Below are 23,261 nucleotides of genomic sequence, written 5' to 3'. Positions count from 1 at the left end.
CTTCGATACCGGGTTCGCGCGTCAGCACGGAGACCAGTCCCTCCTGTACGACCGTCATGTCCTCGGCGATCAGCACCTTGAGCGTGATCAGAGGATGACAGCCGCTGTCCTTCGGCCTGTGCCCACCTGCGTCGTCAGGCCGGCCGGGGGCGCCAGAGCCAGGGGTGGGCGTCGACCCCCAGCGCCACCACCGTCGGCCGCCCGTCCCTGCCGACATGCAGCGCGGGCCCGTCCAGCGCCACCGGCCCGCGCTCGCGTACGGAGATCCCTTGGGACGTACGGAGCTGGATCAGGCCCTTCTCGGTGCGGCCGAGCAGCACCGGGCCGCGCGGCGACCCCGCGGCGGACACCGGCCCGTACCCGTCGAAGCCCACCCGGTCCTCGATCAGCCGCCCGTATCCGTCGATGCCGGTCTCGTCAGCCGTCTCCCCGGTCATTACGGTCGTCAGAGCGGCCTTCGCCGCCGCGCGGTAGAACAGCTCGACCGTCCCGTGCGCACCGGGCAGCGCGGCCGGGCCGTCCCCCGGCACCGGTACGCCGCTGATCTGGGTGCGTGCGGTGACCTCATCCCCGGGCGCGTCCTGGGTCCAGTGATGCACCGCGTAGCGGCCCGCCGCGAAGACATGGACACGTCCCGCGTCGTCCACCACAGCGGTCAGCCCGTCCTGGACCTCGCCCCCGCCGGTGTCCCGCCACCCGCTCCACCGGCCGTCCGTGTCCCGTACCCGCGTAGTGAGGCCCTTCTCCGCGTTCCGTACGAAGAGATGGACGCGCCCGTCGGGAGCGGCGACCGCGACCGGGACGCCGATCCGGCGCCCGGCGTCATAGGCGCGCTCCGGGTTCCCCAGCCCCTGCCAGGGACGGAAACCGCCGCCCGGAGAGCGCTGCTCCAGCGCGACGATCTCGCGCTCGTTGTCCGCCCCGTGCCCGCTGAGCGCCGCGAACCGCAGTCCGACGAGCAATTGCCGCCCGTCAGGCAGGGTCGCGCTGCCCAGGACCGGGGCGAGCGGGCCGCCGCCGAGGTCGTCCGGAGTGTCCCACACCCCGCTGCCCGGGGCGCTCTCGCGCCAGCGCACCGCCCGCAGCCCCAGCACCCCGTATGCGACGAGCCTGCCGTCCGGGTCGGTGGCGACGGCGGGCCGAGGGCCCGGGTAACGATAGTGGGTGGACCGTACCCAGCCCTTCCGGTTGGTCAGCGGCCGGTTGCCGCCCACGCCGTAGTCCCCGCAGCCCGCGGAGTTGCCGCAGCGCCAGTGGATCGAACCCCCGTACGGCACCAGGTGCGAGGCCTTCTCCGCCAGCACGGCGGGCGGCAGATTCTTCGGCCAGTGCCGGTTGTAGTAGCCGCGGAACGCCGTGGTGGCGAAGCTCGGCACCTCACCGCCGTCCTCGGTGGCCCGCGCCACCCACCGGATCAGCGCCGTCCAGGTGAACAGCGCGGCCGCGGTGTGGTCGGGGTGGTCGGAGTAGCCCGGCTGCTCGCTGTCCCGGCGGCGGACGAGTTCGCTGCTGTGCTGGACGTCGGGGTCCGGGTCCATGGTGTGCACCGTGCTGGGCCGGAACCGGTCGAACAGCCCGACCAGGACGTCGATCAGCCCGTCGTACGTGTACGAACCGGCTCGCTTCAGCGGGGAGTTGTCGGCGACGACGGTCGGCAGGCCGAGCCTTCGGTCCTGCCAGAGGCTGGGCAGCCCGAGACGCCCGTACGAGGTGTGCATGGCGGTGTTGATGAAGATCAGCTCGACCTTGCGGCCGCCGTTGCTGAGGCGGTTGATCTCGGCGCGGTGGTTGCCGTGCAGGTCGATGACGGACTTCTGCCAGTCCGTGAACCTGTCGAGGCCCAGCAGCGTCGCGTACGCCTGCCGGAGCCCCTGATGGCGGGAGGAGGAGTACGCGGCCTTGTCGGGGGCGGGCTGCGGGCGGCCGGGTGCGCGGTTGATGCCGGTGGCCTCGCCCGCGGTCAGATAGACACAGACCAGCGGCGTTCCGGTGTCGAGGGCCTGTTGCGTGTCCGGGTTCATGAAGTACAGGTCGTCGTCCGGGTGGGCGAGGATCTGCATCATCAGGGCCTGGTGCGAGGTGCTGATCGGCAGGCCGGGCGTCGGGTCCGCGGTGGGGTTGCGGCGGCGGGGCGGCGAAGGCGCGGTGCAGGCGCTCAGGACTGCCGGGCTCATCGCACCGGCCGCCGCCATCAGCAGAGTGCGCCGCGGTACTCCTGTGAGAGATGCGCGCAACGCAGGTCGATCCGTCACACCGTGCTCCGTCCACTTCCCCCGCAGCGGGCGGCTGTGCGGCCCTGTGCTGCGTACCGAATCCGTGCAGGCGGCGGCGGGGGGCCGACTGCTGCTGCGGGGGGATAGACGGAGATTCCCAGGGGTGGGTTGCCTGGGTTTTACGGGTGTGGGCCGAAGGGCCCGGACGGCCTAGCGTGCGGGCGTGCGCACCATGAACACGTCGATCGGGTCCTGTCGTTCCTCGGTGAACCCGTGCCGTTCGTAAAGCGCGCGGGCGGCGCTGCCCTGCAGTACGTCCAGGCGCACGGTCACGCCTTCCTCGTCGGCCCGCGCGAGCAGCGAGCGCAGCACGGCGGTGCCGATGCCGCGGCCCTGGAGCGTGGGGGAGAGGTAGAAGTTCTCCAGCCACAGCCCGTGCTCGACCGGCCGCAGGGTGACGCAGCCCGCGAACTCACCGTCCGCGACGACGACCGAGGTGTGCTCCGGTGCGTAGACGTCCCGCAGCCGCTGCCGTACGCGGTGCTCGTCGTAGCGCCCGAGCCGTTCCAGGTCGGGGCGCATCACGGTGGCCCTCAGCTCGGCCATGACCTCGACGTCCTCAGGCTCGGCGGGGCGCAGGGACCAGGCCGCAATGGTGCCGTTGTTCACGGACGGATTCTCGCAGGTGGGTTGCCGCCGGTTTCCGTCACCGCAGCTCGGGTGCCGCGCCCCGGCCCGTCCGGCGCAGGCCCGCTTCCGGGATGCCACGCAGCAGCCGGGCGCCGATTTCCACGAGCCGGGCCTCGTCCGGCGGGGTCCGTCCCAGGCCGATGGCGTACTGGATGTGGGACGCGTCCGCGCCGAACGGGCGGGGCCAGGCGTGGGCGTCCGGCCCGTGCCCCCAGGAGGGGTGCTGCACGGGGAGGCGCTCAGGCTCTGCGGAGAAGGCCGTCGGGGCCGGTCAGCCAGCGCAAGTGGTCTACCAGCCTGCCGACCGTCCGTGAGTCGTGCAGGATGACGCCGAGCTCGACGTTGCGGCTGAGGCCGCGACCCGTGAGGTTCGCGCTGCCCAACAGTGCCGTATGGCGATCTGCGGCGATGACCTTGGCATGAAGACTCGTGTGGTCGGCGCCGTCTGTACGGTGCCAGATCCGGACTTGTTCTCCGAGCGGACTGAAAGCGCGTGCTGCCGCAGTCGATTCTTCCAGGAGCAGATCGATGCGGACGTTCCGCTCGGCGGCTGCGCGGAGTTCCGCCACGATCTCAGTGATGCCGTAGGCCGCGAAGCTTGCTATGAGCAGGGATTCGCGGGCGGAACGTATGACGTCGACGGCGATGCCGCTCGTCAGACGGACCGGGATCGCTGGGCTTGTCGGACCGCTCACCACGAGCTCAGCAGGTGGGTCCATGCCCTCTTCGGCTGCGGCTGCCGTGGCCAGGGAAAGAGCGAGCGCTGCCCCGGGCAGCTGAGGGGACTCGTCCCGCCATGCCTTCCGTAGCATGCTCAAGTGGACCGAGAGGCCTGCTGCCGGATGGCCGGCGGACCACCGGTCGAGCAGTGGGCTGTCCGGGCCCTCAGCCGCGTTCAGGTGATGCACGAGATCGGCCAGCCGCTCGGACGGGAGGCGTCGGCCGAGCGCCGCGAGAAGTGCTGGCAGTCGGCCTGTCATGACAGCAAGGCACCGAGATCGCCGACCAGCGTCTCGACGAGCAGCGCGCGGTCCAGGTAGTGGTTGCCACGTTCGCACGAGGTCTCAGCGGCGAAGAGGCAGGCATGACAGGCTGCACCGTGCAGGCGTCCGTGTACCCGGGGGTCGTGTTCCGCGCACATCGGATCGGAGCTGCAGAGCCGGGCTTCTTCGAGTGCCTGGTCGATGACGGGCCCGAGCCGGTCCTTCCCGCCCAGGGAGACCAAACCGCCTAGGGTGCCCTCGCTGTCGGGGGCCGCAGTGTAGAGAAGGATGCCGGCCATGGGGTTCTTGCCGGAGCGTGCGTATACGCGTTCCGCGATTCCTGATGCACCGTATCCGCACTCCAGGGCGAAGCCGCGGATCAGGACATGCGCGAACGTGTGGAGGAGCACGTAGCGTATGCCGGGCCACTGGGGCTCCAAACCGCGTGCCAGACACCAGGTCACGTGTGCGGCTCTCAATACCTTCTCGCGGGCGATGACCTCCGGACGCTTTTCCCAGTCGGCCAGAAGCTTTTCTCGGAAGGCAAGGAACACGCCTTCGCCGCGGAGCTCGGCGCAGGGGACCCAGGTCGGCGGTTCCTTGGTGAGGGGAGCGGCCTTGATGGTGGGATCGTCATCCTGCGGTATCCATTCCGGGGCGTCGATCCGGGTGAATCCTGTGAGTGCCGAAACTTCGCGCAGACGATGAACGAGGATGACCCGCTCCAGCCACCGGGCCGCGGTGACGGGGACCTTCTCGGGCTCTGTGGTGAAATCGGGCAGCTCGTATCGGTGAGGCGCGGTGAATGCCTCCCATTCGGGTGTCGCCAGGTCGAATCCCTCGTCATCGGGTTCGGGATTGACGCCGGGCACAGCGCTGGAGGTGGCAGCCTCCTCGGTGACCGCCTTCCACACCTTGTCCACCCCGTACTCCTCCAGCACCGGCCAACAGGCCTGTGTGGGCAGCAGCATCCTGGCTGCCCCGGCGGGGATGCCGGCCAGTGGTGCGAGGAACTCCCAGTGCTCCCGCACCGCCTGCGTCAGCGGTTCGTCGGCCCGGGGCAGGCTGAAGACCCTCAGCTGGGAAGCGAACCAGCTGTTGGTGGCTCCGAGGGCGATGGTGCGGACGTTCTCGCCGCATGTGTCGAAGGTTCCCAGATGGGGATGGTGCCCCCGGCACGCGGGGAGTTCCTGCTCGCCCCGCTTGCCCATGGCCTCCGCCATCGAACGGTCGGCCACGTTCGGGCATGAGCACTGGACGAAGATGTTGGCGGCCTCGCCCGTCGTGCCCCGTTCAACCAGACTGAGCGTGCACTCGTGAGCGGGTGCGCCGCCTCGGTGGACGAAGTACTGCCAGGGAAAGTCGTCCATATGGCCGGCGGGACAGGCGATCAGGAAGCGGGCGGGCACCGCTGTGGGACGACGGCGACCAGTACCGAAACAGGTGTGGACGTAGCGGGTGTTCTCCGGGCGAAAGAAGTGCTCTTCCAGCTCGAAGAGTCCGGAGGAGGCGGGTGACAACTGGTTGCACTGCTCGCGTGAACAGCGCAGCCAGCGGGGGAAGAGCGCCACCGGGACACCGACGCGGGTCCATTCGCCGAACGGGTCGGAGCTTTCCTGCATCTGCGGCGGAGTCCGCAGCGTGGTCACCTGGGGGCCCAGACGCCTGCGTACGGCGGCGAGCAAGCGGTCCTCGGTGAGTTGGGTCGCCTGCAGGAGCTCCCAGTGGTCCAGCCCCAGCACCATCGTGGAGAGGTTGGGCAGGTCCGCGACCGATCCCACGCCGTAGGTGTGCAGCAGCTGGCTGGGGCGGAGCTCGCCCACGCGCAGTGCGCCATTGGCCGGTGTGCTCACGGCTGCTCCTGGAGAGTGCGGGAGGGGTCGGTGGAGTCGGTCTGCGGCCGGGCTACGAACGGTGGTTCGGATACGGGGTCCTGTCCGACGTCGCCCACGAACATCAGCTGCACCGGGGGCTCCACTTCTCGGAGAGAAGTGGGACAGGTCATCAGCTGCCACCGGCCACCGTCGGGCTTTTTGAGTAGGGGGGTGACATCTCCCTGGCGTGAGGCGGTGTTGTAGCCGAGGACTGCGCCCGGAGCCTTGCGGCGTCGGTCCCAGTGGTCGAGCCGCTGCTTGAGACGGACGCCGAGCTCGCGGCCGGCGTGCCGGTCGTCGGTGACATCCTCGGCACGCCGCTGGAGGGAACGCACGACATGGTCGGCCAGCTCTCCGCGGATGTCGAAGAACTGGGCTCCGCGGTTCCCGTTGTACTGCTGCTTGAGATTGCGGACAAGAGAGGCCAGCACTCCCGTGAGTCCCCGGTCCAGGGCCCGGTCCGCGAACGGTGTGACGGAGAGCGCCTCGACATGCTGGTAGACGGTGGCGTGGAAGGACTCGAACGTCTCGTAATGGGACAGGTCGCGGGGGCGGGCCCAGTTGAGAACGGTGAAGACGAGTCCCGGGGCGCGTCGGCCCACTCGGCTGGTGGCCTGGATGTACTCGGCGGTGGACTTGGGCTGGTTGTTGACCACCATGGCGCCTAGGCGGGAGACATCGACGCCGACAGCGATCATGTTGGTGGCGAGCAGCACGTCGATGGGGCGGGCCGCGCCCTTCTTCCTGGTGCCTTCGAAGGAGAGCTCGAGTTTCTCCAGGATGTCGGGGATGGCGTCCGAGGACATCCGGGAGGTGAGCTCTGCGGGTTCCCCGATGAAGCGGGTGGCGAGGCTGCGCCGGTCGGCGCGGGTGAGCCGGGTGGAGATGTCGTCCTCCACCAGCCTGCGCATGCCGCCCAGGTCGCGGAGGCTGTTGAAGTACCCGACGAGTGTCATGTACGGATCGGTGAGCTCAGTGCGGCCGTAGCGGTTGTGGAGCAGCTCCGCGGCGGCGAGCTGAGCGACGTACACCCGGATCGCCACGGACTTGGTCCGTACTCCTTGCGCGCAGATGCCTACATATCGGCGGCCGGGTTTGTCCTTGGTCTCCCGGCGTCGGGCGAAGAAGTTGTCGTCCGCGGTGAGGCCCGAGGGCGGGAAGACCGCGGTTCTGCGGCTGAACAGGTCGTTGATCTGTCGTTCGGCCCGGCGAACCGTGGCCGTGGAGGCGATGACCTTGGGGCGTACGGTGTGTCCCGGTTCGATGTCCCAGCAGGAGAGCCGGTCGATCGCGGCTTCGTAGAGCCCGGTCAGGGAGCCGAGGGGGCCGGAGATCAGGTGGAGTTCGTCCTGGACGATGAGGTCCGGCGGACGGACTCGGGGCACGTCGACCGTGGTGGCCGCCGGATGATTACCGTGGGCAGGGTGACTGTGCCGTTCCCATTCGCTGTCCACGGCGTCGGCGGTGACGTATCCATGGCGGGTGCAGCGCTTGGAGACCTGACCGAACAGTGCCTGCGTCTCGCCCTTCCACGGGAGTTGGGCGAACTTGTCGACGGTGGCGATGACGAGGCTGGGCGGCAGTCGGTAGATCTCCTCGTCGACGACGAGGACCGGGAGCCCTCGCTCGTCGGCGGCGAGACCGAAGGCCCCCTCGCCGAACGGACAGGCGAAGACGTCGGGGCAGGTGATGAGTGTGCGGCGCAGGGTGGTGTCGACGGTGATGTCCCGGCCGGCGTCCATCTTGGTGCCGCACCAGGGGCAGCTGGTCAGCTGGTGGGGTGATCCGGACCGGCTGCGCCTGCCGCGCCCTTTCTCTTTGCGTCGGTCCTTGAGCCAGGCGTTCGCCTGGTCGGTGTTGTTCGGCGTGACACTTCCGCCGACCCACAGGCCGATGCGGAACGGGACGGTGCCCCACAGGGCGGGTTCGGCCCGCCGGATCGTCTCGCACGCGCAGATGAGGGCCGCCGCGCGCTGGAACTGCTGGATGGTGAGCAGCCGCAGGGTGTAGCGCATCAAGACGGCCACGCCGTGCTCGGCGTCCAGGCCGCCGAGGTCGGGCAGCCGGCGCCGTATCGCCAGAGTGAACGCGGTGAGTCCGAGGTAGGCCTCGGTTTTGCCACCGCCGGTGGGGAACCAGAGCAGGTCGGCGAGAGCCGCCTGTCCCTCGTCGGTGCGCTCGGGGTGACCGGGGTCGGCCAGGGCCGGCAGGTTGAGCAGGATGAACGCGAGCTGGAACGGACGCCAGCTGCGGTTCTTCGGCTGATCGGCAGCGAGCACCGCCGCGTCGAGGGGGAGCTCGGGCTCACGTCGGCGGTCGGCGGCGGCGATGGTGTGCACACGCTGTTGCCACATGGCCCGGTTGGCGAAGCGGAAGGCATCGAGCGCCGGGCCGTCGTCGAGCAGCCGGATTCCCGCCTCGATGCGGTCGGCGGCCGTGGTGGCGCGTTCGAGATTCTCTCGGGCTTCCTTCTCGAACCCTTCGAGCCGGGCCGCGGGGTCGTCGATGGTCCGGCCGGTCCGCTCGATCCACGCGCGGTATCCGTCGACCAGGGGCAACAGAGCGGTACGCAACGCGTCCGCGGGGAGCTCGGACAGGACCCGCATGTCGAGCACCAGGCCCTGGAGTTCGACCAGGTCTTTGTCGTGCTTACCGAGCGGGTCGGGGACGTCCGTGTGAGGGATCTCGTACGTCGGGGCGGCGGTGGTACGGATCACGGCGGCCCGCATCGGGTCGTCCGGGCTCGGTTCGGCGTGCACGCCCGTGCCATGGCCGACCGCGAACTCCGGGAGAAAGCGGTACCCCATGGCAAGCGAGCGCCGCTCCGCGTGCTCTGCGGGGTCGCTGCCGGAGCGAACTGTGGCGCGGCGGGGGAGAAACGGCGCGCTGGCGGGCGGACCGCTGACGGCGAGCTCCGCCTGGAACAGCCAGTTCCGTGAACCGCCCTGGATGTCCTGGGCGTTGACGAGGAAGAGCGAGACCAGTCGGTCGCCCTCATGCATCCGTGTGCGGCCGCGCACGATCACTCCGGGGAACTCCCCGGGCAGTACTTCCTGGGTCTCGACCGTGCCGTCTGCGAGCAGTTTGACGGGCAGCGTCTTCGTATGGGCGGTCCTGTGCCAGACGGAGCGGGCGCCCGTGTATTCGGGGTCCTTGGACGGACCCGGCTTGTACTGGGCCCAGGAGCAGTGCACCCGCAGTTCGTCCGTGCCTCCGTCGATCCGGAAGGTGAGCCCGAGGCTGGAGGGCTGGAGGCTGGGCACATTGGGCGAGTGCGGGTCGGGGTCGCCCTCCTCCACGTCCGGCACGCCGGCGAGGGCCGCCTCGTCGAACTGGGCGGGTTCCAGGGGCATTCCGGCGAGGCTTGTCCCGCCTTCGACGGCGACTCCGCCCGGGGCCAGCCTCCCGATGATGTAGTGCTCGACGGGATTGCCCTTGAGCTCTTCCTCCGGGCCTCCGATGGGGCCGAGCAGGTCCGTGACGACGAGCTCCGCGAGCTCGTCGCGGAGCTTCTGCGGGCTGGGCGCGTCAAGGACGGGTCCGGCGCTGTGACTGCCGGCCCCGGGCGGGGAATCGTGTCGCTGGCTCACAGGGCTCACGATAGGCGCGCTCACTGACAACAGTGGTGGATCGGGCCGAAATTCGATCTTCCCCTGCCGGCCTGTCGGATCCTGCGGATACTCTGTGCCACCGGTCGGAGCCCAGTGCGACATGGGGGTGTGGATGAACGAGCGTCCGGCGAAGGACCGCGCGTTCTACGGCGTGCCGTTGCAGGGTGGCGCCGATGAGCGGGGTGTGCCGGACGACGCGGCAGCGACCGGGCTTCCGCATCCCGCAGGCCCGGTTGATGCGAGCGGTGCGGCGGGGCCCTGGCTGGAGCCGGTGCCGATGGGGGACAACAACCACAAGGGCGATTTCGGCGAGCAGTTCGTCCGGGCGCTGGCGACAGCCGCGAATCTCAACATATCCAGCTCCCGTGACCGTCTGGGCGTCGACTGGGAGTTGACCTATCCAGGACGTGGCGGCACCAGGAAGTACCCGCAGATCCAGGCCCAGGTGAAGTGCTGGAACCGGCCGACCGACGCAGGCAGCTCCTGGCGCTACCCCCTGCGGGTCCACAACTACAACCTGCTCTCCGGCCGGGACTTCTACGTCCCGCGCTTCCTGTTCCTGGTCGTGGTGCCGGAGGACTCCGGCGAGTGGGTGCAGGCGACCCACGAGGGGCTGCTGCTGAGGCATGCCGCCTACTGGGCGTGCTTCCACGACCACGAAACCACGGACCGACCCAAGGAGAGCCGCTTGACGGTGTCGGTGCCGAAGGCCAATCTGCTCACCACGGAGACCTTGCACGGTCTCTTCGGCCCTGAGTTCCGAGAGAAGCTGGGGGTGTCGTGATCGCGATCTCCGATGCGGAGTTCAGTCAGGTGAACGACCTGGCCACGTCCTCTCTGCTGCGCTATCTGCGGGGCCATGGCTGGTCACCCTTCAGGGACTATGGCCGTGGGCAGCTCTGGGTGCTGGACGCCCCGGGGGAGTCCGGCGAACCGTACGAGGTGATGGTGCCGCTGGACCGTGGCCCTCGTGACTATGCGGACCGCGTCGCCGATCTGGTGGAGACCCTGTCCGTGGTGGAGGCCCGCAGGCCCGCCGACGTACTGCGTGAGATGGCGCTCCCTTCCGCCGACTGGCAGTTCCTCCGGCTCACTCCGCCGGGACCGTCCGGAACCGCTCCACTGGTGGAGCTGGTCCCTGCCCTGGCCGGCCTCAGGGATCTGATGACATCGGCCGCGGCCGCGGTGGCGGCGCCGGAGCCCCAGCCGGTGCAGCCTGCCAACAAGCCGCAGCTGGTCAAGGACCATGTCGCCTCGGTGCGGCTGGACCAGACCCGGGTGGGCAGCTATGTCGTCGCCGTGCACACCCCGCTGCCCGAGCCCCCCGCTCAGGCCTTCCTGTTCGACCACGGCTCCCGCGCGGAGCCGTTCGCGAGGAGGGTCACCCGGGGTCTGTACGCGGCATTGATCTGCGCCAGGGAGGCAGCGGACCTCACCCTTCAGTACGACGAGCTGGCCGATTTCTCACGGTTCACCCCCGGTGGTCTGTCGGCGAATCTCTGCGAGGCCCTGGTCAAGATCGGCGGTGAAGAAGGGCCGGGGTTCTCACTCGACTTCACCTGGTCGGCGGATCTGCCGGTGGAGCAGGCAACCGAGCGCATCCGGCTCACCACCTCCCAGCTAGCAGCCCTGGACGCCGGGGCCAAGGACCTGCGGGCCCGGCTGGGGCACACGGACATGACATTGCTGGGGTCAGTGGTCCGCCTGCACCGTGAGCTTCCCTACGGGCCGGGCGCGGTCACCATCGCCGGGTACTTCGACGACCGGGACGGCCGCAGGGCGCGCAGGGTCAGGATGTCCCTGGACGAGCGCGACTACGGCAAGGCGGCCGAGGCCCACCGCCGGGGCGACGAGGTCATAGTGCGGGGTGACGTCACGGCCCAGAGCGGGGTCGCAGGGATGGAGAACATCGTTTCGTTCACGGTGCGTCATGTATCCGAGTGAGGACAGCCAGGCGCGGGGCACGGAGGGGGCGTCGACCAGATCGAGGTCGAATGGCAGGGCAAGACCGGGAAGGCCTACAGGGGTTTCACCGAGGGGCGGCTGAGAACCTCGTGCGAATCCGCGGGTCCACCTGGATACGCATGAGTAATTGCACTTGTTCGGCACTGCCGCATGGTCCCTGGCGCGACGAACCGCAAGGGCGCAATATTCGATCGGAAGGAATACGGGGATGGCATGGGACGAGTGGGAGCAGGCCAAGGCCGGGATCGCTGAACGGCATTCGGCGCAGATGCAGCTTAATAAGGCTGGTCCGGGCCCCAGCGGTAGCCCGGGGGGAGTGAGATCCAGCAAGGCTGCGTGGACGCGAGCGGGCGAGGGCGTCGGCACGCTGAGAGGCAACATCAGGAACGCCCTGTCGAAGTTGGATCAGGAGCAGAAGGGCGCTGAGGTCAACTGTGAGGTGCTGAGCGCGGCGGCTCAGCACGAGGCCCATCAGCCTTGGAGTGAGTACCTCACGAAAGTGCGCGGCAGATGCGGTGCCCTGCAGAATCTGTTGGAGAAGACGGGGCATGACCAGTTAAAGAACGACGACGCGATCCGCGAAGCGTTCAATGCGCTGGGAGAGCGGTATGAGGATACGGCCGGCGGCGACCACGGCCGGGGTCGGTGATCTGGGACAGTGGACTACGCCACTCTCAAGGACCTCAAGCCCTCTGAGTTCGAGAACGCGGCGGATGGATACCGCGAGGTCAGCAACATGGCCAGCCAGGCCAAGGATCAGCTCAACAACCAGGTTATCCCTGGGATGCAGAAGTCTCTTGAGGGTGAAGCCCTGGACGCGGCTGTCACGCAGCTTCGGGAACTGTCGAAGAACTTTCAGTATGCCCAGGTCGAGTGCGGCCTGATCAGTGCTGCTCTCAACGCCCTCGCTCTGGAACTACGGACGGCCAAGGTCAAGCTTGACCTGGCAGTCGATGACGCAGGGGACGCGAACCTCAAGGTGCGAGAGGACGGGTCGGTCAGCTACTCCGCCTGGAGCGAGAAGCCCGGCGGCACAAGTATTCCAGGCGGCAACGTATCGGGCGGCAACTCACTGGTGCAGGGGCCAGGCATCAACCCGAACCATAACGTGGCGCAAGCCTACGCCAGCCGCATTGCTGAGGCTGTCAAAGAGGCGGCTGAGGCGGACGCGGAATGGGCTCCGAAGCTGAGGAATCTGAAGGCAGATGATGACCCGACGGTCTCCCACCGCGACTGGGCTGACACTCAGAAAGACATGCGAGGTACCCGAAAGGGTGCTGGGGATTACATGGACCTCATCCTCGAACCACCCAAGGATGGAACCCCACAAGAGAATGCGAAGTGGTGGAAGGCGCTTTCCGAGGAGCAGAGGAGTGACTACGTCTCACTCAATCTCGCTACCGTTGGCACCCTTGACGGACTTCCATCGGAGGTTCGGGACGAGGGGAACCGCTACGTTCTGCGGACATCCACTGCCGACCTGGAGCTCGAGCGCGCAAATTTGGTTGGTCAACGCGACATGCTCTCGCCAAATGGAAGATATTCGGTCAGTGCCACCACCGGGCGGATCAAGGATATCGACAAGAAACTGGCGGGATTGGAGCAGGTTCAAGAACATCTCGATTCCGCCGGAAAGAAAGATGTGCCAGAACTTTATCTCCTTGGTATCGACAACGAGAAAAATGGGCATGCCATCATTTCCGTAGGAAACCCTGACGGGGCAGACAATGTGACAACATACGTCCCTGGTATGAATACCAAACTCGAAACGATCGGTAAAGATATCGACAGGGCGGAAAGTCTTTATAGTCAATCGGTTGCGATGGGAGATCCGGATAAGAAATATGCGTCGCTGATGTGGCTTGACTATGATGCCCCACAGAATCCCGTGTCGGTTGCCCAGGAGAAGCTGGCGGATCAGGGGGCTCCTGTTCTCAATGAATTTCTCGACGGATTGCAGGTCTCGCATCAAGGGGAGCCTGCTCATGACACGCTGCTAGGGCATAGCTACGGTTCGCTCGTGTCGGGAAAAATGCTCTCTGGGGACGAGACCCCGCCTGTTGATGCCGCTATCTTCGTAGGTAGCCCCGGAGTGGGAGTGGATCGTGCTGATGACCTCAACCTCTCGCCGGACAGTGTATGGGCGGGGAAATCTGCGAATGATGTTGTGGCAGGTCTCCCGACGCGGACGATCTATAACCCGTGGAGCTGGGGGGAACGCCCTTTCGGTGTCGACCCCACGGCTCCAGAATTTGGCGGCAACAGGTTCGGGGTTCAAGATGGAAGTAAATGGCCCCTATTTTCTGCACACAGCCTGTACTGGGACGAAAACTCCGAGTCCTTGAAGAATATGGCACTGATTGTGAATGGGGAGTATCCGATGAGTGGGACGGTGCCTGAGTGAAAATAAGACACCTGCTCGGATTCCTTATCGCCACGTCTTTCCTTGCGGCCGGTTGTGGGGCAGGCAGTGAGGGTGAGCCGGTAGGGCCTAACGCGTCGAGTGGCCCCGCTGCTGAACATGGAGGCGCAAGAATGGACATGAGTCAGGCCGAGCGGACGGCTGAAGACTTGATTCAAGAGGCGATTCGTGGGGTGAGTCCCGAGCCACGTCTTGAGTCGTTCGGTGGAGGCGTGAAATCCTGTCAGGAACCCAGTGACGGCGGGTCCGAGGACCGTGTCACGCTGACACGGAACTACTGGCTCAAGGGTATTCCGCGAGACGATGCAAAGAATGTGGTCCGGAAGGTCTTTGAGAATTGGAAGGAGGCCGGACATGTCGTTGATGCTGCGCCAGATTATGAACGTCGAGTGGTTGCGGCCAATTTGAGAAGCAAGCCGGATGACTTCCTCATGCAGGTGGCAATGGGGCTGGGCGGTCAGCTGAGCGTCGGCGTCACTTCTCCCTGCTTCTGGGACAAGAAGCCGGGGTCCGAGTCTCTCGGCTACCCGGCACCCAGGACCGAGGCCGAGCTACACGATCGGCAGGAAGCCATGAACGGGGTACGGTCCGTTTCCAGTCGGATCCTGGACAGCTTCGCCGGCGGCCGTCCCTCCCGTGACGAGCCCGCGGTTCTAGTGCGTCTGCAGGACGGCTCGTGCTACGCGGACCATCAGTGGACCTATACCTGTGAAGACGCCTCGACCGCAGAGCGAGCCTTCCACCAGATGGTGCGCATTTTGGGGGAGCGTGGATGGCAGATGGAGGAACCGTCCACAGAGGTGGCGGCGCAGGGTGGTGACGCCGTCGTGGTCCTGACACCGGACGAATACGAGGCAGGGGCCGGGGTGGTCCGGAACCATGGAGAGGCCGTTATCAGCATCTCTGCCGCGTGGGAACGTGAGTGGCCGCCACCCTATATGCGCGAGGGCGGTCGGTAGACAAGAATTCGGTTCTGAGCGCCCTCTTTGAGCATTGGCAAGGCCGAGGAGGCCCGCGGCGTACCCGTTGTCCGACCTCGCTCGTACGCTGGACCGACAGGGGGAGGATCCTCCCCGCCCGGGAGCTCCGAGGATGTCGATGGAGGCGTACGGCTCTAGGGTGGCGGCGAGGACCGGAGGGGACCGACCATGGCAACCGTGCACGACGTAGCCGCGTACATCCTGGTGGACGCGCAGGGCCGGCCGCTCGGCTGAGAGTGGCAGTCGCCGGAAGGTGCCGACGTCGTCCTCGGGCAGGCCGGCGTCGCCGAGGACTACTGGCGACGCTGACGGCCCCGCGACGTACCGCGTCCTGCCCCGGCCCCGGACGCGGGGAGCCGGTGAACGGGATACGGGCCTGCAGGCAGGCGGGGCGCCGCCGCCAGGGCGAGGCTACTTCTCGGCGAAGATCTCCTCGGCAGAGGTGGCGGTGACGGCTCGCATGAGCCACTGGCGCAGAGTCTCGGGGTCGCCGCAATCGGTGATCCGCCCGCGAACCTTGTCAGGAGCGGCGATGCCGCGCTCTTCCAATACGAGCAGGATGTCCTCGGCGCGGCCTTGCGCTCGGCCTTCGTCCCGGATTTCTTCCGACATGAAGGACTTGTAGAAGGAGAGGTCCACGGCCACCAGGTTCCTCCAGTGCTGTGCGGCCGGGCGGTTGCCCAGGCCCTGCGCGGTGAGTTCGACGATGGGGTCGGCGATTGCTTCCGGTGTGTCCCGCAGTGCGGCGGACAGGGATTTCAGTATGGCACCGACGTCCGGATTATCGGCGTGTGTGATGGCGGCCAGGGTGGCGAGCGCGAGGTCCTTGCGAGCCTCGGCCACGTCCGTGATCACCGGCATGTTGTGCGGTCCCGCGACGAGGGGGTAGAGGGCTAAAGTCTGCCATTGGCGGACGCCGATGGAGATCGGACGTGCGGCCCATTCGGCGGTGGCTCGGTCCTGGCAGACGACCAGCAGCAGGGCGGGCAGCCGGTATTTGCTGTTGAGGTAGGTGACGTAGTACGGCCAGCTGACGGTCTTGTCGGGGTCCCTCTTGCCCTGGGCCTCGATGGCGAGGAGGAAGGGTCCGTCGTCCTCGGTTTCGATCCGCAGCAGGGTATCCACGCGGCGTTCGACCGGCCGGGCCTCGGTGAGGTCGGTGGGCATGAGGGTGACTGAGGTGGGTGGTGGGATGGCGACCCCGAGTACGTCAGAGACGCGGGAGAAGAGGCCCGGGTATTCCTGGAAGATGCGGTGCATTGCTTCGTGGGGCGAGCTGACCATGCAGGTCCGTTCGAGTTGTGGGTGATGTTCCGGTCAGGCGGCTGTGTGGAGGTCTGTCCGGCAGTCGCGGCAGTAGCCGGGGTGGCGGGAGCGGAAGGCGCGGTCGCAGTGGTCACAGTTCTGGAGCGGGATGACGATGACGCCGGGGCGTGCGAGTGCGATGACGTCCTGGGCTCCTGGTAGCGGTGGTGGCAGGAGCGTCGTGATCCGGTGGCGCAGGAGCTTGGCGGGGTGCTTCGGGGGACTTGGGAGGTCGGTGGTGAGGGTGTGGCGGATGGTGTCGGGGTGGGCGTCGCGTTCGAGCCAGGTGGCGACGCCGGGGGCGAGGGTGTGGATGTCGTGCTCGGAGAGGACGAGTTGAGGTGCGTGGCGGCGCAGGTCGGCGAGGAGGGCGGTGGCCATGTGCTGGAGCTCTGGTGTGAGCTCCTGCGGCTGGGGGAGTGGCGGGGGTGGTGTGGTGCGTGCGGTGGGGGCCGGTACGAGGGCGCGGGCTGGCAGCGGCTGTGGCTGCGGCGCGGGTGCCGGGGGTGGTGCGGGGCGCGGTTCGGGGGCGGTCTCGCGTGGTGGTGGTTGTGGTGCGGGCAGCGGGGCTGCCGGTTTGCTGCGCCTGGTCCGTGGCTGCGGCGCTGCGGCGGTGGACGCGTCGGCGCCGGGCTGGTTGTACGAGACGGTGCGGGTGACGATGCGGCCGTCGGCGAGGCGTACGCGGCTGCGGTGGAGGTAGCCGTGGGCTTCGAGCTCGCGCAGGGCGGCGGCGATGCGGGTCTCGCTCTCGGGGAAGCGTTCGGCGAGGTGTTTGATGCCGATCCTGGCTCCGGCGGGGAGCGACTGGATGTGGGCGGCGAGCCCGATCGCGGCGAGGGAGAGTCCGCGGTGCTGGGTGAGGTGGTTGCCGATGACGGTGAAGCCTGCGGCATGCTGGAAGTTGATGTGGACGACACCGGATGACGGTGTGGCGTCTCCGGGTACGGGGGACGGGCCGCACGGGGGCGCGGTAATCTGCGGGGTATCCATCGGGAAGCCTCTACTTCCTCGGTGGTCAGGCCCCCGGTTGAGAGTGCGAATCTCGGTCGGGGGCCGTCGCATGTCTGGAGTTGTCGCGGCGAGCATATGCCAGCCAACCCGTATGAAATCCAGCCCAGTTTCCCCATGTCACCCGAGTGAGTGACGGGGTCGGGTTTGGGTGGGGAGGGTAATTTCTCCAGGTTCTTTAAAGCTTTATGTATCGTGGAGCGTGGGGACGCGGCGCACCGGGTCGTGGGTTTCCGCGACCCGGTTGAGCGGTCGTGGTACGAGGTCGAGTTCGGCCCAGATCGTCTTGCGCGGGACGGGGCCGATGTCGATGCCCCAGCGGTCGGCGAGTGCCTCGACGATCAGCAGGCCGCGCCCGCTCTCCGCGTGCTGGTCGGGGGTGGACACGACGGGCAGTTGCTCGCCCCGGGTGTCGGTAACCTCGATCCGCAGGAGCTCGTCGCGGTGGGCGGTGAGGCCGAGTTGGAAGTCCCGGCCGGTTACGCGGCCGTGGACGGCGGCGTTGGCGGCCAGGTCGGCGACGATGTGCGCGGCCGGTTCGCAGACGATCCCCCAGTCGCCCAGATGTGCCGTGGCCAGGAGGCGGGCGAGCCTGGCGCCCCGGCGGGTGGGCGAGAGCAACACGGTGAACTGCCGGGCGGGAGCGGAATGTTCGGTTCGGGTGATGTGTTGGTTCACGCCGCTCAGCGTGGCCGGGGCGTGCGTACCGTGAACAGCAACGAGCCCCTTGCGTACGGTGCTTGTCCCGTGCTTGTCCAGTGCTGTCCCGGCTGTCCGGGGTGACGTGTTGGGGACACAGGGGTTGAGCCAAGAACGGCATGCACATCGGAAGTGGGGCACGGATGAGCGTGGATGAGACCGGTACGGAGCGCGGTGACGCCGGGGCGGACGAGCCGGGTTGGGACGTCGATCCCGATGACGAGTCGGGGGCGGCCGTGGTCGCGGCGGTGGGCCGCCAGCTCAAGGCGTGGCGGGAGGCGGCGGGGCTGCGGGCCGGCGAGTTCGGGGCCGCGATCGGGTACGGGGAGGACCAGGTCTACAAGGTGGAGGGTGGCCGCCGCATCCCCCGCCCGGAGCTCCTGGACAGAGCGGACGAGGTGCTCGGGGCACGCGGGAAGATCGCGGCGATGAAGCAGGACGTCGCGGAGGTCCGGTACCCGAAGAAGATCCGGGATCTGACGAAGCTGGAGGCCAAGGCGGCCGAGATTGCGGCTTATGTGGCGCACGGCTTGCATGGGCTGTTGCAGACCCCGGGCCATGCGCGGGCGCTGTTCGAAGCTCGGCAGCCCCCCTACTCGCAGGATGAGGTGGAACGGATGGTGGCTGCGCGCATGGCGCGGCAGTCGATCTTCGAGCGGTCGCCCGGACCTGCTCTCAGTTTCGTCCAAGAGGAGTCGGCGCTCAGGCGGCCCATTGGGGGCACGATGGAGTGGCGGCGGCAGCTCGAACGTCTGTTGGAGATCGGACAGTTGCGCAATGTCACCCTCCAGGTGATGCCTACGCACCGCGAGGCGCATCCCGGCATGGACGGGGACATCAGAGTGCTGAAGTTCAAAGACGGTTCGGCAGTGGGGCGTTCGCACGGGGCGTTCAATGGGCGCGGGGTGACCGACCCGAAACAGCTCCGTATCCTCGAACTGCGGTATGGCATCATCCGGGCCGAGGCTCTCACACCCCGAGAGACTCTGGCCCTCATCGAGCGAATGCTGGGAGAGACATGATCCGCAGAACTTCCGCGCAGGGCGTTTCCGAGTTGGCCTGGTTCAAGAGCAGCTACAGCAGCGACGGTAACGAAGGCGACTGCGTCGAGGTCGCGGCGGCACCCGGCGCGGTGCTCGTGCGCGACTCCAAGAACGCGCAGGGAGCTCGGCTCGCCTTCGCGTCAGATGCGTGGGCTGGCTTCGTCTCGTACGCCGCCGGGCGCTGATCCCGTTCGTACGCTCGCCCTCGCCCTGGGCGAGTGCCTGGGCAAGGGCGAGCTGCTGTCAGAAGATCCCGTCCTGGATGCCGTCCTCCGGCTTGGGCTCCACCTTCGGCTTCGGCGCCCGCTTGGGGGCGGCCTTCTTCTTCGCCCCTGGCGCGTGAAGCCCGGCCTCCTGCTCCTCCTTGTAGCGAGCGTGATTCAGCTCCAGGAGGCGGTCGAGGATCTCGGTCTGGGCGGCGGGGGCGATAGTGAACCGGGTGCCTTGCGGTGTTTCGTGAAATCCGTGATGCAGGTCGAGGCCTGTCCATTCGTACGACTCGGCGACGGCTTCGTCGACCTCAACGTGGGCTCGCCGGATGGCCTCGATCTCGGATGATTTTGTCGTTCCTCTGTGTACCAACCCGTAGAGATCCGTGAGTCCTAGGGACTGGGCTGCCATGGCGCTACGCTGGGCGCTTTCCAGCGTGATACCGGCAGTATCGAGTCGGGCGGTTTCGCCTGGGCGCGGGAACGTTTCGTAGACGTCTGCTGGCGTGTACCGCAGGTCGCCTTTCAAGCTTGAACCCCATTGCAATGCCCAATAATAGTGAGGTGCGCTGGACAGTACGGCGAGTCTGGCTGGCGAGTCCGAGGTGAACACGCCCAAGGTGTTGGAGAATACCTGGTCAGTTGGCTGCAAGAGAGGCATGGCGGTCTTGCTGACGAGGGCAATCGCGATTACATGCGCTAGCCCTTGATTCTCGATGCTCGCGTAGAGATTGCGTGCCCGCTCGGCATACTGCCACCAGCGATCACGTCGGGCGGGGCGCTTGTTCGTTGCTCGCACGGGCCTTACGAGGCGCTCGACAATCGCGAACGGCTCCGCGTAGGTTCGCGCTTCCGACTCGGGCATTCCGCGGAAATCGATTACCCATCGGCTGGCCGATCCAGTGGGGCGGGAATTTTGATCTTCTCCGTTCAGGTATGGGAAAATTACATCCTTGTTGCGTGGGTCCGTTGCGAGCAGAGCGCGGGCTTCACTCGGTTCAAGGATGAACCCTTTACCGAGGAGGATTGACCCCATGAACGACTGCCCTGCATTCGCCGCCAGCCGATACGGCTTCCCGTTTACCCGCGATTGCGGAGCGAGCCCCGAGGTGATCCCCGGTACCTCATTGCCGTTCAAGACGGGCATCTCGCTGCTACCCGGGCTTCCCCCCAGCCACAGCAGCGAGACTTCCAGCGCCGCCGTCCCCGGCCAGGGCTGCGACTTGATCGCCCGGTACACCGTCCACCCGGCAGCCGTCGCCTGGTCCAGCCCGACCTCTCGGGTGTCGCCCTGCGCGATCGTGTTCGTCGCGATGATCCCCGTACGCCGACCCGGCGCCAGCGCCAGGTTCCGCAGCAGGAAGTACGCGCACAGGTCCGCGCTGCCCCGCTGTCCTCCGCCCAGCCGGTTGACCAGGTACTCGCGGTAGTCCGTGCCCAGCGCACCGGTCAGCTTCTGGCCGCCGATGAACGGCGGGTTCCCCACGATCGCGTCGAACCCCGACGCGCCCCCCACCCCCATGATCTCCGGGAACTCCAGCGGCCAGTGCAACGGCCGTACCGCAGCCGCCCGTTCGCCCGTCAGCCACCGGTCCACAACGCCTCGCGCCTGCTCACCCGCGTACGACGACCCGGGGACCTTCGCGTCCTCCTCCAGCGCCGTAGCCACCAGCCCCGCGACCGACTCCAGTCGGTTCCGGTACGCCCGTGCCTTCGCGCTCTCCTTCGCGTCCCGGAACTGCGCGGCGCCCCGCTTGCCGCCCACCTTCTCCTCGCCCGTCAGGTCGGACGCCTCCTCGTCGGAGATGCCCTCCGCCGCCAGCGCCGCCCCCACCACCGCGTCCGCCGCCAGGCGCAACCGTTCCGACAGGGCCTCCGCCTCGCGCAGCTTCTCCGTCTTGGCGTGGACGCTGCGGATGTCGTGGACCGGGGTCGCCTCGATCTCGCGGCGCAGACCCGCCGCTTTCGAGAGCAGGGACTCCGTCACGTCCAGGGCCCGCGACACCTCCTGGCTCAACTGACGTGCGCCCGACTCCAGATGGAACGCCTTGATCTGTTCCACGTCGATGACACCGACCAGCGAGTCCCCGCACCGCAGCGCGTGGTCCAGGAAGGAGAACGGCCGGCCCTTCGCCAGCGTGACCAGCCAGAGCGACAGCTTCGCCAGTTCCACCGCCATCGGGTCCCGGTCCACCCCGTACAGGCACCGGTCGGCGACCAGACGCCGTGCCACCCGCAGCAACTCGTCCCGGTCGTCCGCACCCACATCGCGGCGGACCTCGTCCGGCAGCCCGTCGCGCAGCCAGGCGTCCACCACCCGGTCCGAGAGGTAGCGGCAGGCGGAGACGAGGAAGGCGCCGGAGCCCATTGCCGGATCCAGCACCCGCAGCTTCAGCAGCTCTGCCGCGGGCTTCGCCTTCCAGACCCCGACGGCCGCGCCCTCCGCCGGGCCGGGGGAGAAGCACAGGGGAGCGAGGGTGTGCTCGACGACCTCTTCCGCCAGCTTCTTCGGGGTGTAGTGCGTCCCCGTGTTGCGGCGGTTGCCGGAGCGCACCATCACCGTGGAACCGGCCGGGAACACCATCGGCTCGCCGCGTAGATCGTCGTCGACCAGGCCCGCGAAGGGTGCGACACGGGCGGCGAGCTCGTCGTCGTTGCCGGCCGAGGCGTGCAGTTCGGCGGTGACGACGCCCGCCTTGTCCAGGGCCTTGCGGATCTGGGCGACCGAGGTAACCCCGGTCGCCTCCTTCAGTTCGGCCTCGATCGAACCGGCGGCCTGCCACTGCTCCAGGTCAGCCAGCGGCAGCACCGCCTCGTACTGTCCGTCGCGGCCGAGAGCGATCCCGAGGTACGGCTGGTCGGCGCGCTCGCAGCCGTACTCCAGCAGGCCCTCGTAGACATGGCCGATCTGCTCGACGTCCAGGCCCTTGTACGACATGGCCTCGCGGCCTTTGCCCCGGCCCTTGCGGCGCAGGACGAGGAGGGCGTCGAGGATCTCGTACACCACCCTGTCCGTGACCTTCGCCTCCGCCAGCCACGGGAAGCGCGACGGGTCGAAGAGCGAGCCGCCGTACGCGGGAATCCACAGCTCGTCATGGGTCGAGCCGCCGTGGATCGCGGCGAACACCGCGAGCAGCTGCGGCCAGGCGGCGGCGCGGCGGTCGCCCAGCTCGCCGCCGTGCAGGGAGCGTTCGGCGTCCAGGGCGTCGTGGAGCGGGGCGACCGCATACGACTCGGAGTACAGGCGGTCGTCGGAGGGGAGCAGCCGCTGCTCCTCCGCGTACAGGAGGAAGACCAGCCGCATCATGACCGTCAGCGCGCTGTCGTACAGCGGCTTCCCGTCGACATCGGCGAGCATCCGGCCGTTCGACTCGCGGTCCAGGCGGGAGAGTTCCGCGACGAGCAGTGCGACGGCGGCGCGGACCTGCTTGCCGAGTGTGTCGGTGACGTCCGTCTGCTGGTCGGCGGTGCGGGCGAAGAGCGCGGCGAGCGAGGAGGTGTGCTTCCCCTCGGCGTCCAGCGCGGGGAGCGCGGCCCGGCGGGCGTGCAGCAGGCTGGCGAACGCGCGCAGGAGCAGCGGCTCCTCCAGCCACAGGTCGGCGTCGAAGACGGCGACCGTGGTTGCCTCCTTCGGGCGGGCGTGGACCAGTGCCCACTCGCGGCCGTTGGTGACCAGGGCGAGCGGGACGTCACGCCAGCGGGCCAGATCGGCGGCCCGGTCCACCGCGGAAGGGGTGTCGCCCTTCGCCCGCGTCAGCGAGGCGCCCCACTCGGGTGCGCGGAAGAAGAGAACACGTGAGGAGGGGCCGTCGGGGCCGGGGCCGGGGCTGGGGCCCAGGACGACGGCGTCCGGGCTGTTCGCCCCGGCCCGTACGGACTCGGGCAGGGCGGCGCCCTCGCGCAGGCCAGGAGTCCAGCCCAGCAGCTCGCCCAGGATCAGCCGCTCCCACCCGTGGCGCAGCAGGGCGGGGTCCTCCTGGACCTCGTCCCACGCCTGGCGGAGCCGCTGCAAGGTCTCCTTCGGCACGGTGTCCAGGCCCTGCGGGAACACCTCGGTCAGGACGGACAGCGAGACGAACGGGCCGTCCGGGCGGAGCAGCCGCAGCCAGTCGGTGTGCTGGTCCGCGGGCGTGGGGATGTGCCCCACAGGCGGGCGGCGAGGGGCGGGGGGCATCAGCGCTGGTCTCCACGGGCGAGGGCGGACGGGACGAGGAAGGTGACGGCGACGGGGAACCACCGGGGCGTCGGATCGGCCC

17 protein-coding genes are annotated in these 23,261 nt (G+C 68.1%); 7 read left to right on the top strand and 10 right to left on the bottom strand.

What is annotated here, in order from left to right; all coding sequences use genetic code 11:
* Positions 1-134 precede the first annotated feature (134 nt).
* The 6 genes from OG609_RS16530 to drmA form a co-directional block, all read right to left on the bottom strand.
* Complete coding sequence (locus OG609_RS16530; RefSeq protein WP_327278076.1) at positions 135-2,192, bottom strand: PIG-L family deacetylase; 2,058 nt, start codon at positions 2,190-2,192, stop codon at positions 135-137.
* A gap of 231 nt (positions 2,193-2,423) precedes the next feature.
* Complete coding sequence (locus OG609_RS16525; RefSeq protein ID WP_442818077.1) at positions 2,424-2,819, bottom strand: GNAT family N-acetyltransferase; 396 nt, start codon at positions 2,817-2,819, stop codon at positions 2,424-2,426.
* Between the two features lie 100 nt (positions 2,820-2,919).
* Positions 2,920-3,132 carry a hypothetical protein gene (locus tag OG609_RS16520; protein WP_327273516.1) on the bottom strand — a complete coding sequence of 71 codons (213 nt, stop codon included), beginning with the start codon at positions 3,130-3,132 and terminating at the stop codon, positions 2,920-2,922.
* A 10-nt stretch (positions 3,133-3,142) separates the two neighbouring features.
* Entirely contained in the window at positions 3,143-3,883 is a 741-nt protein-coding gene (gene drmC, locus OG609_RS16515) for a DISARM system phospholipase D-like protein DrmC (protein WP_327273515.1), read from the bottom strand.
* Positions 3,880-5,739: a DUF1998 domain-containing protein gene (locus OG609_RS16510; RefSeq protein WP_327273514.1), complete on the bottom strand. Its 1,860-nt coding sequence runs from the start codon at positions 5,737-5,739 to the stop codon at positions 3,880-3,882. The genes drmC and OG609_RS16510 overlap by 4 nt, the downstream gene beginning before the upstream one ends.
* Positions 5,736-9,350 (bottom strand): DISARM system helicase DrmA, encoded by a 3,615-nt coding sequence (gene drmA / locus OG609_RS16505; RefSeq protein WP_327273513.1) that lies wholly within the window; start codon positions 9,348-9,350, stop codon positions 5,736-5,738. The genes OG609_RS16510 and drmA overlap by 4 nt, the downstream gene beginning before the upstream one ends.
* Before the next feature lie 133 nt (positions 9,351-9,483).
* Between drmA and OG609_RS16500 the strand changes: the two genes are divergently transcribed.
* The 5 genes from OG609_RS16500 to OG609_RS16480 all read left to right on the top strand — a co-directional run bounded on the left by OG609_RS16500 (position 9,484) and on the right by OG609_RS16480 (position 14,717).
* Positions 9,484-10,155 carry a DUF4365 domain-containing protein gene (locus tag OG609_RS16500; protein ID WP_327273512.1) on the top strand — a complete coding sequence of 224 codons (672 nt, stop codon included), beginning with the start codon at positions 9,484-9,486 and terminating at the stop codon, positions 10,153-10,155.
* The gene (locus OG609_RS16495) at positions 10,152-11,315 is read left to right on the top strand and encodes a hypothetical protein (RefSeq protein WP_327273511.1); all 1,164 of its coding nucleotides are present in this window, start codon (positions 10,152-10,154) and stop codon (positions 11,313-11,315) included. The genes OG609_RS16500 and OG609_RS16495 overlap by 4 nt, the downstream gene beginning before the upstream one ends.
* A 229-nt stretch (positions 11,316-11,544) precedes the next feature.
* On the top strand, positions 11,545-11,985 hold the full coding sequence (locus tag OG609_RS16490) for a hypothetical protein (RefSeq protein WP_327273510.1): 441 nt from the start codon (positions 11,545-11,547) through the stop codon (positions 11,983-11,985).
* A 9-nt stretch (positions 11,986-11,994) separates the two neighbouring features.
* Entirely contained in the window at positions 11,995-13,740 is a 1,746-nt protein-coding gene (locus OG609_RS16485; protein WP_327273509.1) for an alpha/beta hydrolase, read from the top strand.
* 131 nt (positions 13,741-13,871) lie between these two features.
* Entirely contained in the window at positions 13,872-14,717 is an 846-nt protein-coding gene (locus tag OG609_RS16480) for a hypothetical protein (protein ID WP_327273508.1), read from the top strand.
* Between the two features lie 432 nt (positions 14,718-15,149).
* On the opposite strand, the gene OG609_RS16475 is transcribed toward OG609_RS16480, so the two are convergent.
* From OG609_RS16475 to OG609_RS16465, 3 genes are all read right to left on the bottom strand, one after another.
* A complete protein-coding gene (locus OG609_RS16475; RefSeq protein WP_327273507.1) occupies positions 15,150-16,022 on the bottom strand; it encodes a hypothetical protein in 873 nt (290 codons plus the stop codon).
* A gap of 33 nt (positions 16,023-16,055) precedes the next feature.
* Entirely contained in the window at positions 16,056-17,036 is a 981-nt protein-coding gene (locus tag OG609_RS16470) for a helix-turn-helix domain-containing protein (protein WP_327273506.1), read from the bottom strand.
* A 204-nt stretch (positions 17,037-17,240) separates the two neighbouring features.
* Complete coding sequence (locus OG609_RS16465; RefSeq protein ID WP_327273505.1) at positions 17,241-17,732, bottom strand: ATP-binding protein; 492 nt, start codon at positions 17,730-17,732, stop codon at positions 17,241-17,243.
* A gap of 164 nt (positions 17,733-17,896) precedes the next feature.
* On the opposite strand from OG609_RS16465, the gene OG609_RS16460 reads away from it, so the two are divergent.
* Positions 17,897-18,775, top strand: a complete 879-nt coding sequence (locus tag OG609_RS16460) for a helix-turn-helix domain-containing protein (RefSeq protein WP_327273504.1) — start codon at positions 17,897-17,899, stop codon at positions 18,773-18,775.
* Positions 18,772-18,981, top strand: a complete 210-nt coding sequence (locus tag OG609_RS16455; RefSeq protein WP_327273503.1) for a DUF397 domain-containing protein — start codon at positions 18,772-18,774, stop codon at positions 18,979-18,981. The genes OG609_RS16460 and OG609_RS16455 overlap by 4 nt, the downstream gene beginning before the upstream one ends.
* 58 nt (positions 18,982-19,039) lie before the next feature.
* Here OG609_RS16455 and OG609_RS46190 read toward each other — a convergent pair whose 3' ends face one another.
* Positions 19,040-23,179, bottom strand: coding sequence for an Eco57I restriction-modification methylase domain-containing protein (locus OG609_RS46190; RefSeq protein ID WP_442817971.1), 4,140 nt, complete (start codon positions 23,177-23,179; stop codon positions 19,040-19,042).
* Positions 23,180-23,261 lie beyond the last annotated feature (82 nt).

It is taken from the genome of Streptomyces sp. NBC_01224 (genome assembly GCF_036002945.1).
Taxonomy (GTDB): domain Bacteria; phylum Actinomycetota; class Actinomycetes; order Streptomycetales; family Streptomycetaceae; genus Streptomyces.
This window is presented reverse-complemented; position numbering and strand designations above follow the sequence as displayed.